10 protein-coding genes are annotated in these 14,509 nt (G+C 69.6%); 3 read left to right on the top strand and 7 right to left on the bottom strand.

The window, feature by feature from the left end:
* The 5 genes from GA0115259_RS30670 to GA0115259_RS30650 all read right to left on the bottom strand — a co-directional run.
* Window positions 1-441, bottom strand: a 441-nt coding sequence (locus GA0115259_RS30670) for an FAD-dependent oxidoreductase (protein ID WP_161230508.1), incomplete at its 3' end; no start/stop codon positions are given.
* A 121-nt stretch (window positions 442-562) separates the two neighbouring features.
* Window positions 563-1,645: a P-loop NTPase family protein gene (locus GA0115259_RS30665; protein ID WP_093603041.1), complete on the bottom strand. Its 1,083-nt coding sequence runs from the start codon at window positions 1,643-1,645 to the stop codon at window positions 563-565.
* Between the two features lie 5 nt (window positions 1,646-1,650).
* Complete coding sequence (locus GA0115259_RS30660) at window positions 1,651-2,583, bottom strand: N-acetylneuraminate synthase family protein (protein ID WP_093603039.1); 933 nt, start codon at window positions 2,581-2,583, stop codon at window positions 1,651-1,653.
* 10 nt (window positions 2,584-2,593) lie between these two features.
* Window positions 2,594-3,808 carry an acylneuraminate cytidylyltransferase gene (locus GA0115259_RS30655; RefSeq protein WP_093603037.1) on the bottom strand — a complete coding sequence of 405 codons (1,215 nt, stop codon included), beginning with the start codon at window positions 3,806-3,808 and terminating at the stop codon, window positions 2,594-2,596.
* Window positions 3,809-3,987: 179 nt separating this feature from the next.
* A complete protein-coding gene (locus GA0115259_RS30650) occupies window positions 3,988-5,313 on the bottom strand; it encodes a DUF6716 putative glycosyltransferase (RefSeq protein ID WP_093603035.1) in 1,326 nt (441 codons plus the stop codon).
* A gap of 188 nt (window positions 5,314-5,501) precedes the next feature.
* On the opposite strand from GA0115259_RS30650, the gene GA0115259_RS30645 reads away from it, so the two are divergent.
* Window positions 5,502-6,485, top strand: coding sequence for a glycosyltransferase family 2 protein (locus tag GA0115259_RS30645; RefSeq protein WP_093603033.1), 984 nt, complete (start codon window positions 5,502-5,504; stop codon window positions 6,483-6,485).
* Window positions 6,485-7,831 (top strand): polysialyltransferase family glycosyltransferase, encoded by a 1,347-nt coding sequence (locus tag GA0115259_RS30640; protein ID WP_093603031.1) that lies wholly within the window; start codon window positions 6,485-6,487, stop codon window positions 7,829-7,831. Before GA0115259_RS30645 ends, GA0115259_RS30640 begins: the two co-directional genes overlap by 1 nt.
* A 118-nt stretch (window positions 7,832-7,949) precedes the next feature.
* Here GA0115259_RS30640 and GA0115259_RS30635 read toward each other — a convergent pair whose 3' ends face one another.
* Both GA0115259_RS30635 and GA0115259_RS30630 read right to left on the bottom strand, forming a co-directional pair.
* Window positions 7,950-10,289 (bottom strand): glycosyltransferase, encoded by a 2,340-nt coding sequence (locus tag GA0115259_RS30635; RefSeq protein WP_093603029.1) that lies wholly within the window; start codon window positions 10,287-10,289, stop codon window positions 7,950-7,952.
* Complete coding sequence (locus GA0115259_RS30630; protein ID WP_256098216.1) at window positions 10,286-11,812, bottom strand: glycosyltransferase family 29 protein; 1,527 nt, start codon at window positions 11,810-11,812, stop codon at window positions 10,286-10,288. Before GA0115259_RS30630 ends, GA0115259_RS30635 begins: the two co-directional genes overlap by 4 nt.
* 402 nt (window positions 11,813-12,214) lie before the next feature.
* On the opposite strand from GA0115259_RS30630, the gene GA0115259_RS30625 reads away from it, so the two are divergent.
* Window positions 12,215-14,365 carry a sialidase family protein gene (locus GA0115259_RS30625; protein WP_161230507.1) on the top strand — a complete coding sequence of 717 codons (2,151 nt, stop codon included), beginning with the start codon at window positions 12,215-12,217 and terminating at the stop codon, window positions 14,363-14,365.
* Window positions 14,366-14,509 lie beyond the last annotated feature (144 nt).

Below are 14,509 nucleotides of genomic sequence, written 5' to 3'. Positions count from 1 at the left end.
GGCCGTGGCGGGCGCGGCGTCGACGGCCGGCCGCAGCCGGTGCGCCTCTTCCAGGCCGGCGATCGGGTAGGCGAACTCGGCCGCTCCGGGCACCCGGGGGTCGGCGCTGCCGCTGCCCACCGCGTAGATCAGATAGTCGTAGCCGACCGTGCCGCCCGACGCCAGTGTCACACCGCGCCCGGCCGCGTCGATCCGTGTCACGGTGTCGGCCACCAGCCGGACGCGCTCGCCCAGGACCTCCCGGTAGTCGACGACCGCGTCGTCGGACCCGCCGACCAGTTGGTGCAGGCGGATCCGGTGGACGAAGGTCCGGCGCGGGTTGATCAGAGTCACGGTCACATCGTCGCGCCGCGTCAGCCGGTTGGCCGCCATGACGCCGGCGTATCCGCCGCCGATCACGACCACATCGGTGTTCCCAGCGTTCCCAGTGTTCTCAGCCATGAGGTCTTCTCCGTTTCCAGGGGTTCGACCTCAAGACACCGCGTCACCGGCCGCTGTGACAGCCTGTGAGGCGGATCACAACGCCTCGCCGCCTGACCGCCTCGTACGTAAAGCCTCCGAGCTACGCCGGCGACGCCGTCTTCGGCAGCCTGTGCACATCCCGCGCCGTCGTCGTCACTCCCGACAGGAAGCCCTGCGCCCTCGGGGACGCCGACGACTTCAGCCACTCCGGGGCGATGTCGCACACCGCCACGCGTACGCCCGTACCCGCCAGGGCCAGCGGGAGCGTGTGGACGACCGTGGACGGGAAGCTCAGGATCGTGCTGCCGATCGGGCCGCGGCGGGCGATCAGTTCCAGCGGGAGGTCAGGGCGGACGATCTCCAGGCCGGTGGCCGTGTGGAGGCGGTGGAGCTTGTCCGCGCTCTCGCGGCGGTGGGCGAAGTAGCGCGTGGCCTTGTGGGTACGGGCCAGCGCGGCGACCGCCTCCAGATACCGGTCCGCGTCGACCACGCCCGTCTCCACGAGCGAGGTGCCGACCATGTCCGCGCCCTCGTGGACCCTGGGCGGGCCGAAGGTGGCCCTCGTCCACTCGAAGCGGTTGGCGGTCACGGTGATCCCGTCCGGTACGTCCTCGACGGGCATCGAGGTGAAGACCTCGACCGGACGCTCGCCGGACGGAGTCAGCCGGCGCCGCGCGGCGGCGGTGACCGGTGCGAGCACCAGTTCCCGCGGCCCGCGGGAGCCACCGCGCCGGTGCCAGCGCACCAGCCGCTCGCCGCGGGCGATCTGGCCTATGAACTCCACGGTCGCGGTGCCGTCGTCCACGACCGTCAGCTCCTTGGTGCCGACCAGCGTCAGCAGGAGCTGTACATAACGGGAGAACGGATCGCCTATCACGATCCTGCCGGCCTTCCGCAGCAGCGGTGCCAGCTCCCGTATGGTCCGCAGGGGCGCCCCCGCACCACCGCGCGCGTCCTGCCAGCGCACGGTGAAGCCCTCGTCGCGGGCCAGCTCCGCCATCCGCCGGAGCTGGCCGCGTGACATGGGATCGGTGGGCGAGAGCACGACGACGGTGAGCGCGTCAGCCGCGTCACCGGTCGCACTCGCGCGCGCCCACTCCAGCACATTGAGCAGCTGGACCGGGCTCTCCACAAAAGCGATCACACGAGGGTGCGGGGGACGGCCCCCGCTGGGACCGGTCATGGCCGTCAGACCGCCGAGGACTCGGCGGCGGCAGACTCGGCGACGACGCCCGCGACACGGCGGAGCTTCTTCATCGGGCCGAGCTCCGACTCGTAGACCTTCTTGACACCGTCACCGAGGGAGGCCTCGATGGTGCGGATGTCACGGACGAGACGCTGGAGGCCCTGCGGCTCGACCGAGGCGGCCTGGTCCGAGCCCCACATGGCGCGGTCGAGCGTGATGTGGCGCTCGACGAAGGCGGCACCGAGGGCGACGGCGGCGAGCGTGGTCTGGAGACCGGTCTCGTGGCCGCTGTAGCCGATCGGCACGTTCGGGTACTCCGCCTGGAGCGTGTTGATCACGCGCAGGTTGAGCTCCTCGGCCTTGGCCGGGTACGTCGACGTGGCGTGGCAGAGCAGGATGTTGTCGCTGCCCAGGACCTCGACCGCGTGCCGGATCTGCTTCGGCGTCGACATGCCGGTGGAGAGGATGACCGTACGGCCGGTGGCGCGCAGGGCGCGCAGCAGCTCGTCGTCGGTCAGGGACGCGGAGGCCACCTTGTGGGCCGGCAGGTCGAACTTCTCCAGGAAGGCGACGGCCTCGGTGTCCCACGGGGAGGCGAACCAGTCGATCCCGCGCTCCTTGCAGTGCTCGTCGATGGCGCGGTACTCGTCCTCGCCGAACTCGACGCGGTGACGGTAGTCGATGTACGTCATCCGGCCCCAGGGAGTGTCGCGCTCGATGTCCCACTGGTCGCGCGGCGTGCAGATCTCCGGGGTGCGCTTCTGGAACTTGACCGCGTCACAGCCCGCCTCGGCGGCCACATCGATCAGGGCGATGGCGTTGTCCAGCTCGCCGTTGTGGTTGATGCCGATCTCACCCGTGACATAGACGGGCTGGCCGGGGCCGGCGGTCCGCGTGCCGAAAGTCCGCAGGCGGGAGGTGGCGTCGGTGCTCATGGGTGGGTCCTTACTTGTTGAGGGTGTTCGTGTGGGGGGTCTGGAGACCCGGACCGAGGAGCCAGGCGGCGATCTCGCGGATCGCCCCTTCGCCGCCGGGGGTCGTGGTGACGGCACGCGCGGCGGCGCGTACGGCGTCATGGGCGCTCGCGACGGCCACCGGCCAGCCGACGAGGCCGAAGCACGGGAGATCGTTGACGTCGTTGCCGACGTACAGCACGCGCTCGGGCGTGATCCCGTGCTCGTCGCACCACTGCTTGAGTGCGAGGTCCTTGCGGTCGATGCCATGGAGCACCGGCACCTGAAGCTTGCGGGCGCGCGCGGCGACGACCGGGTTCTGCTCGGTGGAGAGGATGAGCAGTTCCAGGCCGGAGCGGCGCAGCGCGGCGATCCCGAGTCCGTCGCCGCGGTGGACGGTGACCGTCTCGCGGCCGTCGGAGTCGATCATCACTTTGTCGTCGGTCTGCGTCCCGTCGAAGTCCAGGACCACGGCGTCGACATCGTCGTACGTGGGCAGGACGGCCGGGTCGAGCAGCGGCGCGAGGGCGCGGGCGCGGGCCAGGTCGTGCGGATCGTCGATCTCCAGCACCCGGGCCGCGTCGGTCTTGACGAGCGCGGTACGGCCGAAGAAGCGGTGGTTGGCGGCGCGGAAGCCGTCGGCGCGCATCGCATAGGCGGCGCCGGTCTCCAGATACTCCTGGGGACGGTCCTGGCGGCGCGGCCGGTTCGACTTGTCGTGGTTGACGCCGTAGCCGCCCGAGGCTCCGGCGTCGGCGCTGCCCGCGCTGTCCTGGCGCCAGATGAAGCCGTGCGTGGGCGCGACGGTCAGCGCGCTGTCGGCGCCGTCCTCGGTGACGGCGCCCGCGACGCCGTCGAGGTCCTCGGCCGTGATGAACGGGCTGGTGCACTGCACGAGCAGTACGACATCGGCGGCCACGCCGCGCATCGCCTCGTACGCGTCCATCGCGTGCAGGACGGCGGCCTCGCTGGTCGCGGTGTCGCCCGCGATCGCCGCGGGGCGCAGGACGACCTCGGCACCGGCGGACCGTGCCGCCTCGGCTATGGCCGCGTCGTCGGTCGAGACGACGACATCGGTGACGCGCCGGGCGGCGAGGCTGGCGCGCACGGCGCGTACGACGAGCGGGACACCGCCGACGGGTGCGAGGTTCTTCGCGGGTACGCCCTTGGATCCGCCGCGTGCGGGAATTACCGCGAGGACGGTCATCTGTACTCCTTGGTCCGCGGGTGCTGCCTCCGCGGCGGGTTGCTGTGCGGCTCGTGCTTCTTGCTCTGCTGCGGCTCGGTGCTGTTCTTCTGCCTGTGCGGGTGCCGGCTGTGCTGGTGCTGCTGCCTGTGCTCGTGCCGGTGGCGCTGTGTACGGGCTGTACGAGGTGTCGCGGCGCGTCACAGGTCGCCCATACGCCGGATGACGGGAGCCACGCGCTGTACGCCGTGCCGGTACGCGCCGCGCGCCGCTCCCCGTACCGCCTCGCGCACGACCCGGCGGACTCCGCCGTTGCCGCCCGCCGCCGCCTTGGCCGCCGACGGCAGCGGTGTGCCGTCCGCCGCGAGGTGGTAGCGGGCGAGGAGGCCCGGTAGATAGCCGGGCGCGGTGGTGGCCGTGTAGTACGGGTTCAGCGGCGGCAGCACGGGCCCGTCGAGCAGCTTCGCGACCTGCTTGCGCGCCGTGTCGAACGCCGAGGAGTACGAGCCGTCGGCCGCGACGCCCTGGCGGTCCGCCCAGACGGCGTCGGCGCGCGGGCGTCCGCCGCCGTCGAGCTGGTCCCAGGAGGCCAGACAGCCGGAGCCGATGAAGTGGTGGTTGCCGAGCGGCTCGCGCACGCCGAGATCGGTGAGGATCGCGGTGGGAATGCGCCGGTGGAGGGCTTCCAGGGCCGCGGTCGAGGAGACGGTGACCAGCAGATCGGTCCGGTCGAGGAGCTCGCCCATGTTCCCGTAGACCAGCTTGAAGTTGGGCGGCAGACCGCCCGGCACCTTCTCGGCGAGCCGCTGGTACGGGAACTCCTCCACATGCGTGGTGTGTTCGCCGATCTTGCTGCGCAGCTTCAGCAGGACCTCGCGGCGCGGATGCAGCCTGGCGTGCTCGACCAGGCGCTTCAGCAGATAGGCGCGGTCGGCGCGGTTCGCCGGTACGGACGGCTGCGCGGCGAAGACGACCGTGTCACGGCCCTCCTCGGGGACATAGCGCTCACCGCCGAGGAAGGGCAGCGCGGCCTCGGTGACCGAGGAGGCGTCGGCGCCCACGCCTTCGTAGACGGCGCGGAAGCGCTGGCCGTCGAAGCGGGAGTTCGCGAGGACGACATCCGCGCCGTGCCGCAGCAGCAGACCGTCCGAGAGCTTCTCGTAGACAACGCCCACATAGCCGGTGACGATCACCGGCCGGTCCGCGAGCTTCAGTGCGGATATCCCGTGGAGCATGGCCTGTACGGCGCCGCCGACCAGGGCGAGCACGACGAGGTCGTACTCCTTCTCGCGCAGCGTCTGGAGGAACGCGGTGCCGGTCACCTCACGCAGCGCGTCCGCCTCCGCGCCGACCTCGGCGAGCTGGCGGGCGGTGGGCGTGGCTCTGCCGCGCAGCAGATAGCCGCTCAGCTCGGTGGAGCGGCCTTCCGGGGCAATGCGGCGCGCGGTCAGCGCACCCCACTTCCACCGGGTGTCGGAGTCGGCGAGCACTGCGACCCGGACCGCTTCATTGGTACGTGATGGCACGACGAGGACGTTAGAAAGAGTTTCCGTTTGTCGGCCGAACTCAATGGCAATAAAGGGTTAACAACACATCTACGGATGGCGAAGTCGGCCCAGGAGAGCCGTGCTTCACGGTTCCGCCATCCTTCGTTCACCTTCCATACGCCCAGATGTCAGAACGAATGGTCTTGTGCCGCCTAGCGTCTCCGGTCGTGGTCAAGCTCTCCGTCGTCGTGCCGTTCTACAACGTGCAGACATACGCCCTCGAAACCCTGAGAAGCCTTCGCGCGAACAGCCGCGACGACTTCGAGTTCCTGCTGGTCGACGACTGTTCGACCGACGGAACCCCCGAGATTCTCGAACAGGCCGCCCGCGATCTGCCAGGCGCGGTCCTGCTCAGACATGAACAGAACGGCGGACTGGCTACGGCACGCAATACCGGACTCGACGCTTCGCGCGGTGAGTACGTGACGTTCCTCGACGGCGACGACTGGGCGGCGCCCGGCCACTTCGAGCGGCTCGTGGCCGCCATCGAAGGGCTGGGCGTCGACTTCGTCCGGACCGACCACGTCCAGTTCACGGCCAGGGAGCGGACGATCCACCGCGTCCCGGTCGGCCGCCGCGACGAGGTGCTGAAGCCGCGCGACGCGATCCTGCCGGTGAACCGCACGAACTCCGTCGACTACGCGTACGCCTGGGCCGGCGCCTACCACCGGCGTCTGGTCGACCGCGGTGTGGTGCACTTCACGGACGGGCTGCGGACCGCCGAGGACCGGCCGTGGATCTGGCGGCTGCACCGCGAGGCGGAGTCCTTCGCCGTCGTCGGACTGCTCGGTGTCTTCTACCGGCGCGGAGTCGCCTCGTCCCTCACCCAGATCGGCGATGTGCGGCAGCTCGACTTCATCCGGGCCTTCGACCAGGTCGTCGAGGAGACCGCGAAGGACGCGGAGGCCGACCGCTTTCTGCCCAAGGCCGTCCGCACGTACTGCGCGATCATCGCCCACCATCTCGCGGCGAAGGACCGGTTCGAGCCGGCCGTGGCGCGCCAGCTGCGTACGATGAGCGCCGCCGCCCTGAAGCGACTGCCGCAGGACCTCCTGAAAGAAGCACTCGACTCGATGGATCTGGACCGCTCGGCCCAGTTGCGCCGGCTGCGCCGGCGGATGGTCTCCTCGTCCGGAAAGGCGGCGGCCTGATGGACCGGTCCGACCGCAGGACGACGCAGATCTTCTGCGCCTCCACGCTCTACGGAGCCGCCACTCTCGCCGCCGCGATCGACGCCGGTCTCTTCCGGCCGGCCGCCCGGCGGGTGCTGCTCGTCAGCAACAACGCCGGTACGCCCGAGCTGACGCCCTCGGTGAACGAGATGCCGGGATTCGAGCAGCTCCGTGACCGGTTCGACGATCTCGTGTCGTGGAACGAGACCATCGCGCCCTCGCATCCCGGAGTCTGGGAGCCTCGGCCCGAGGACATCCCGATGTGGGAGCGCCATCTGCGGCTCGCCTGGAGTCTGGGCGACGACCGCGTCGAGCTGATCGTGGAGTCGATCCAGGTCAATCCGGCCCTGGCGGTCGCGCAGATCCTCACCGACGCGAGCCTTGAGGTGTACGCGGACGGGCTGATGAGCTACGGGCCCACCCGTAACAAGATCGATCCGCTGGTCGGCGAGCGTGTGCGCCGGCTGCTCCATCTCGACCTCGTACCGGGACTCAAGCCGCTGCTCCTCACGGAGTTCGGTGTCGGGCCCGAGCTGGTGCCGACGGACGCGTTCATCCGGGTCCTGGACCAGCTCTCCGACGCCGTGACCGGGATCCGGTCGCCGTCGGCGCCGCCCGCGCTGCTCCTCGGCCAGTACCTCTCCGCGCTCGGCATCATCAGCGAGCGCGAGGAGGAGGAGCTGCATATCCGGATGGTGCGCGGAGCGGTCGCGCTCGGCCACACCGAGGTGGTGTTCAAGCCGCATCCCACCGCGCCCGCGGTCTGGTCGCAGCGGCTTGAGCGGGAGGCGGAGAAGCTCGGCGCCGAACTGACCATCCTGGACTCGCCTGTGCTCGCCGAGGTGCTGTACCGGCGGCTGAAGCCGGCGCTGGTCGTCGGATGCTTCTCCACGGCGCTGCTCACCGCCTCCGCCTTCTACGGCATCCCGGTGGCGCGCACGGGCACGGAACTGCTGCTGGAGCGGCTCACTCCGTACCAGAACAGCAACCGCGTACCACTGACGATCGTGGACGCGCTGCTGCCGCCGCTGGACAGCGAGGAGAAGCACGAGCCGGAGACACAGCTCGCGGATCTGGTCGCGACCGTCGGCTACGCGATGCAGCACCGGATGTATCCGGAGCTGCGGCCCACGGCCGAGAGCTATCTCTCGGAGCGGCTGAACGACCGGACGTGGCGGTACTTCAAGCGGCGCCGGCTCACCTCGCTCGGGCTGCCCGGCGGTATCCCGGAGCAGCTCAACCGGCTGCCGCGCAACCCGACCGCCCAGCGGATGGTGCGCCGGGCCCGGAGGCTGCGCCGAGCGGTGCTCAAGGGCGCGGGCTAGGACCAAACCGGCTCCGGGACCTGGGCCCCGGAGCCGGTTTGGTCCTCAACTGCCGCACGCCGGACGGGCTGGATTCCAGCCCGTCCGGCGTTTCTCGTCCAGCGTTCGAGGACAGGGACTAGCGGACCGGAGTCCCCAGGATCGTCCGCAGGTCCGCGGCGTTCGCCTGGGTGATCTTCCACAGCTCCTGCTGCCGGCCGTGCACATCGGCGACGGACGCGGCGTGATCGTCCAGCAGTCCCACCGCGCGCTCGGTGAGCACCGCGCCGAGGTTCTTGTCATGGACGGAGACGCCCCACTCCGGGCGCTCGATGTCGGACAGGAAGTACGCCATCTTCGGGTGCGAGATCAGGCTGATGATCGGCGTACCACAGCCGAACGGGATCATTCCCGCGTGTCCGCGCATACCGATGACCAGCTTCGTCCGGGCGTAGGTGTCCCGGATCTCGTCGTTCTCGAAGTCGTACATCGGGATGACCGGCATCGAGATGCCGTGCTCACGACGGAGATCGAAGGCGATCTTCTCGTCGTCCAGCGAGTGCGCCACACACTTCACCTCGGCATGCTCGCCCAGCGCGCGCACCGCCTTGGCCATCTCCGCGAGGAAGTGCGCATAGTCATGGCCGAAGCGCAGCCCGGCCCGGTCGTACGCGGCATTGATCATGACCGTGTTCTCGCGGAACGCGGGATCGGTCCAGCCGTCGACAAGCTGCCGGGTGACCGTGGTCGGGCAGGGCTGGAAGCGCACCTTGTCCTGGAGCTCGGCCGGCAGCAGCGCGCGGACCTTCTCGATCGAGCCGTGGTTGCGGAGCCCGAAGAAGGCCGCCTGTTCGACCAGCAGACGCAGACTGGCGTTGAAGCGCTCGGCGCGGTACGACTGGCCGTCGAAGGCGTTGAAGCCGACCGCGTACACCACGATCGGTACGTCGATCCCCCTGAGGTGGTCGTCCGGGACGTTCCACTGCCAGGCGCTGTTCCCGTTGGGCGCGGTGTCCGGGATGAACAGCCCGCCGCCGCCGATGACCAGTCCGCGCCGGGAGTTGACGCGCTCCAGCGCCGCCTCGTCGAAGTAGCGGTGGGCGTGGATCGAGTGCCAGCGGCGCGGCCCGGTCTCGGCGTCGAAGGTCAGCCGTACGGACTCCGGCAGCAGCTTGTCGCCCGCGTTGCCCTGCTGAGGCATGTAGAAGGCGACATGGGCGAGCTGGTCCTCGGGCGCGCCCTCGCGCGGTCCCGGCACATCCTGCGTACGGAGCCGCATCAGCCGGTTGGCACGGTGCGTGGGATCGACGGAGAGCCCGTCCAGCGCGTAGCTGCGCGCCGTCTCGTCGTCGCCGTGGATCCACGCGATCTGGGCCAGCCGGGAGTAGGAGGTCGCGGCCCGGTTGGGAGCCGAGGTGGCCAGCAGGAGCTGGGCCTCCGCCTCCTCGTAACGCGACACGCTCATCAGCGCGTTCCCGTACACCTCGTGCGGCCAGGCGGAGTCCACCGGGATATGCACGGAGCCGAGGATGTCCACGGCTTCCTGGAACTCGCCCGCTCCGATGTGCGCCAGCGCCACCCGGCGCGCGCTCTCCACATCGCCGGTACGGGCGACATGCGGAGTGCCGTAGTGCACCAGCAGATCGTGGTGGGTGGCCCCGGATCCCGCCATGTACGCGGCGTGGAACTCGGCGTCGGAGAGCTCGAACTCGCGCCAGCGGTCCTCGGCCTTGCCGTAGCCGTGCTCGCCGCCCTGCCAGGGCTTGTGCCGCCCGGTGAAGTGCAGGATCGCGGTCTCGTCCGGTACGGCCAGATCGCCGGAGAGCCGCCGCTTGACGAAGTTGTAGCGGCTGTCGAGCTGGACGAAGTCACCGTCCAGGACGGCATTGAGGATGCCCTGGTCGTGCTTGTCCAGCTCGTAGTCGCCGCTGCGGCCCACGGCGTCGATCCGCGCGCAGAACTCGTCGCTCAGATACTCGCGCTGGATGACCAGGAGACCGCTGTTGAGCTTGTGCTGGCCGTAGAAGAACTGCGGTACGGCCGCGAGCCCGTCGCGCAGCTTCAGCAGCTCGCCCAGATCGCCCAGCACCACCATGTCGGTGTCCAGGGTGATCACGGTGTCGTAGTCCCGGATACGGAACACATCGAGGATGAAGTACGCCTTGCGCACCAGGTAGTTGTCCTGGTCGCCCTTGGCGTACGAGTCGTAACGGGCCGCGTCGACACGGCGCAGCTCGATACGCGGGTGCAGCGCGCGGATCTTGGCGATGGAGGACGGCCGCAGATCGTCGTGCAGGACGATGAAGTCCTCGCACACTCCGGGATTGGAGAGGGCGAGGCTGCGCAGCAGCACCAGGAAGCCCGGCAGATAGTTCTCGTCGACGAAGCTCGCGAACGCGACGCGACGCTTGCCCGTCAGCGCGCTGGCGGACGCGGCGGCGGAGGGACGGCCGACGGCGGAGAAGGTGGTGGCGGTCATCGCAGGGAGATCCTCGCATCGGTCACGCTCTGGGCGCGTTCCATGACCCACGCCTTCTCGCTGGTGTACTCGTGCACGGAGGTGATGGGCATCTTCATCGCCTCCTTGAGGCGGTAGGCGCCGCTCTCGTAGAAGTCGAAGCCGATCAGATCGAGCTTCGGGCTGACGTCCAGGAAGTCCAGCAGCCAGAGCATGTTGAAACCGCTGGTCGGGATGGAGCTCCAGACGTCGGCGCCCAGCTTGCCGATGTTGCGCACCGGCCAGCGCAGGGACTCGTCGCCGAGATACTGCTGCGCTCCGGGCACCAGCCGGTTGCGCAGGGAGTACTTCCAGTCGCCCGAGATCCCGCCGAAGATCAGCCGCGTGGTGACCTTCTGGTCCCAGTTGAAGCCGTGCTTGTGGATGGAGACATGGATGTCGGTGCGCTTGCCGGTGGCCGGTGCGTCGATCTTGTACGAGTTGAAGCGCACGACGAGGTCGTACGCGTCGATCTCGCGGCCCATCGATCCGTTGCCGACGCGCTGGGAGTTGGCGATCAGACAGATCGACTTGCCGGCGATCTGGTTGCGGAACTCACCGAGGGTGAGCCACTCGACATCGCCGAAGGTCGGGTCCGCGACCGGGCCGCGCAGCCGGTTTCTGCGCTGCTCGGCGTAGAGGCCGACGAGATCGCGCAGCTCGGAGGCGTCGCCCGCGTTCACACGGATCCGCAGATCGATATAGTGCGCGATGGCCTCCTGGAGGTCCTGCACCGGATACGCCGTGTCCCGGGCCATGGTCAGGAGCGCGCCGACCAGCCGCGGCTCGGCCTGGGCCCAGTCGCCGAGGTCGTTCAGGGCGAGGCCCTCGGCCCAGACGTCGGTGGCCGGTCCGCCGTGGAGCGCGGCCCTCGGGGACTCGCTCTCCAGCAGCCGCAGCAGCTCCTCCTGGCGCTGCCGGCCGATGCGCAGGCCGGCGTTCCTGGACACGACGCCGAATCCGTCGTCGTCGGTGAGCGCGAGATAGCGGTCGTACGCCTCGATGGTCCCGGCCTCGTCGCCCAGGGCCTCCAGCGTTCTGGCGCGCAGCCGCCAGCCGGCCCGCGATCCCTTGCGGGCGGTGAGCACGGTGTCACTGATGAGCGCGGCGAGCTTCAGCTCGTCGTCGTAACGGCACTCCAGCGCCTTGTTGCCGACAGCCAGCAGGGCGTCCAGCAGCTCGCTGCTGAGGTTGCTGCCGCCGCTGCCGGTGGCGGCCTTGGCGCTGCGCCGGAGCAACGCGGTGGCGCCGCCGCCGGAGGTGGCCGAGGCGCGGGCGGCCGAGGACTGCGTCAGGGCGTAGGTGGCGAGCAGACCGCGCAGCTTCTCCGCGAGCTCCATGCGTTTGCGGTCCAGGCTGGCCACCAGCTTGCCGCTGTGGACGGCGCAGGCCTGGATGCAGTCCTCCAGCTCGACCGGATTGATCCGGGCCTGTGGTGCTCCACTGTCGGGCGTAACGGCCGGACTCCCCCCGTTACGCGGCCTCGGCCATCGGTTACGGCCCATTGTCATGCTTCTCCAAGCGTTTGCTGCCCCGCTGACGAATGGCGGGTCGGCAACAAGCTAGGAAACGCACACGACTCGAAGGTGAACTCAATACATCCGTCCGGGAAACGTCGCTTCTCGGACCGGGCAGGGACCTGTCCGTCCGAGCTGCCGATCATCACCGTACGTTCGGAGCCGTCACGTAACGTGGCGGAGAAAGAGCAGGTAGGACCCGTACGACCGCGTTGATCCCCCTCTTGTGGACGGATCACTCGCCGCTCAAGATGGTCCGGGCCGCAGCAGCGGGTCAGGAAACACCGACCAGGGGGGCCAGGTAATTCCATGACCGGGACCAGAAGAAATCCGGGAAATCCAGGAATTTCGTATCGAACCGCTATCGCCGCCCTACTGGCCGCTTTTGTGATGGCGGCCTTGATGGTCAACGCCTTTCCGGCCGCCGCCGAAGGAGTCTCCGGCGAGACGACCGTCTACTCGAACACCCAGGCCGCGGGCGACGGCTCCCGTACGCCCGACGTCGTGGCCGTGAACGCCAACGAGGCCGTGGTGGCCTGGCGGGAAGGGCTCGACGCCGGGAAGGTGGACATGGGCGTGATCAAGTACGCGTACACCACCGACGGCGGAGCGACCTGGGTCCGTCCCACCACGCCTCTCGCCGCCACCACCGCGGAGTACGCCTGGCACTACGTCACGCTCTACAAGGCCGGTGACGCCCTCTACGCCTATCTCGGCCGGGCACCCGCGTCGTCCACCAACGGCCTGCCTGTCACCATGACGGCCAAGCGGAGCCTCGACAACGGCCACACCTGGCAGGACTTCGCCATCGAGACTCCCGCGATCAGCAACCTCGTCATCGCGGGCCGCCCGCTCACCCTGGGCTCCACGCACATCATGCCCATCTGGTCGGGCAACAGCAGCGGTGTGCTGCGCTCCACCGACCTGGTGCACTGGACGCTCGGCGGATATGTCCCGGACCCGTCCGGTTACAAGGGCGGCGAGCCGCAGATCGTGGTGGACCAGAACGATCCGGGCACACTGCTGATGGCGGCGCGCGCCAGGTCGTACCCGGCGGAGGCGTACATCGACGGCCCTGCCTACGCGGTCACCTCCACCAGCACCGACGGCGGGCTGACCTGGTCGGACTTCCGGCTCGACACCGACATCCCCAACTACAACACCAAGGGCTTCCTGGCCAAGGACGGCAACGGGCAGTACCTGGCGATCTACAACACCGCGGGCCAGGCCTGGACCGGCCCGACGCCCGCGCTGTCCCGCTCGGTCCTGTACTACAAGGTCAAGCGGCCCGGTGAGCGATGGGGCGCGGGACAGTTCCTCGCGGACGGGCCCGCCGTCACCACCGGCACCGGCGCGGGCTGGGACACCTATGCGATGGCGGACGAGTACGCGCCCGGCAAGTACTTCGTCGCCTGGGAGCACGACACCAGCGGGATCAAGTTCAGCAAGCTGGATGTCTCCGACGCGTTCACCAATGTGACCAGCGAGTTCGACTCCCTCGGCGGCTGGACGACCGATCCCGGCGGCGCCGTCTCGATCGCACCGCCCGGTGAACTCGCCCTGCGCAGCACCGGTTCCGGCGCGGCCTCCGTCAGCCGCGCGTACGGCCCGCCCGCCGGCTTCATCATGACCGTACGCGGCAAGGTGACCGACTACTCGGCTCTCGATCCGGCCACGGGAGCCGGCGCGAGCCTGGCGGTACGGGTGAACACCGGCGCCAGGCAGTTCGCGCTGAGCATCCAGTCCGACGGTGTCTACGCGCCGAACGCCGCCGGCACCTGGACAAAGATCCTGACCGGCGCGAACGACAGCGAATGGCACACCTGGAAGGCGGTCGTCGACACGGCCGGCCGGGCCACGCTCTACAAGGACTCGCTGGAGACCGGCGCCTTCTGGACCGTCCAGGACAGCACCGCACCGCCGCGTACGCAGGTGTGGTCGTCCGGCACGGCCGCCGATCCGGCCGCGGCCCAGGCGGACAGCTTCGGTCTGTCCCGCGACATCACCAGCACCACCTGGAACGATCTGTCCGGCTGGACCGCCACACCCAACGGCGGCACGGTCGCGGTCACCACGGACAACCGGCTGCGGCTGCGGAACGCGGGCGGCGGAGTGAGCGAGGCGCGCCGGGACACCGCGCGGATGTGCGATCCCACGCTCGACTTCCGCGGGCAGGTCACCGATCCGAGCGTGCTGAACACCGGTAACGGTGTGGGCACTTCCATGGCCGTACGCGTCGACACGGGAGCCCGCCGTCTCATGCTGACCTTCCAGTCCGACGGTGTGTACTCGATACGGAAGGGCGAGACCCAGTGGTCCCGGGTCTACGCCAGCACCACCGCGGGCGCGCTCGCCTCGTGGAAGGTCGTCACGGGCAGCGGCGGCGAAGCCAGGCTCTACCGCAACGGCACGGACACCGGCGCCTCATGGACGATCCAGGACCTCGCCTCCACGCCGACCGTGCGGCACTGGAGCTCCGGGACGGCGAGCGATCCGGCCGAGTCGTATGTCGAGTGGACCAGGGTCACCTGCACCGACTAGGGCTTCTCCCGCGCGGGTCGTTCGGCTCAGGCGCTGCCTCGGCTCAGGCGCTGCTCAGGGAGAGCTTGACGGCGAAACCGAGGAACAGCGCGCCCGCCGCCGAGGTCATGCCCGCCGAGAGGCGCTTGCGGCGGCGGGAGGGGG

This window comes from Streptomyces sp. MnatMP-M17 (assembly GCF_900091995.1).
In the GTDB taxonomy this organism is placed as follows: Bacteria; Actinomycetota; Actinomycetes; order Streptomycetales; family Streptomycetaceae; genus Streptomyces.
This window is presented reverse-complemented; position numbering and strand designations above follow the sequence as displayed.

Excerpts from the sequence above, each read along its gene's own strand:
- GA0115259_RS30630 (WP_256098216.1), bottom strand. The coding sequence starts at position 11,812 with ATGGGCCGTAACCGATGGCCGAGGCCGCGTAACGGGGGGAGTCCGGCC.
- GA0115259_RS30665 (WP_093603041.1), bottom strand. The coding sequence starts at position 1,645 with ATGACCGGTCCCAGCGGGGGCCGTCCCCCGCACCCTCGTGTGATCGCT.
- GA0115259_RS30625 (WP_161230507.1), top strand. The coding sequence starts at position 12,215 with ATGGCGGCCTTGATGGTCAACGCCTTTCCGGCCGCCGCCGAAGGAGTC.
- GA0115259_RS30660 (WP_093603039.1), bottom strand. The coding sequence starts at position 2,583 with ATGAGCACCGACGCCACCTCCCGCCTGCGGACTTTCGGCACGCGGACC.
- GA0115259_RS30640 (WP_093603031.1), top strand. The coding sequence starts at position 6,485 with ATGGACCGGTCCGACCGCAGGACGACGCAGATCTTCTGCGCCTCCACG.
- GA0115259_RS30635 (WP_093603029.1), bottom strand. The coding sequence starts at position 10,289 with ATGACCGCCACCACCTTCTCCGCCGTCGGCCGTCCCTCCGCCGCCGCG.
- GA0115259_RS30655 (WP_093603037.1), bottom strand. The coding sequence starts at position 3,808 with ATGACCGTCCTCGCGGTAATTCCCGCACGCGGCGGATCCAAGGGCGTA.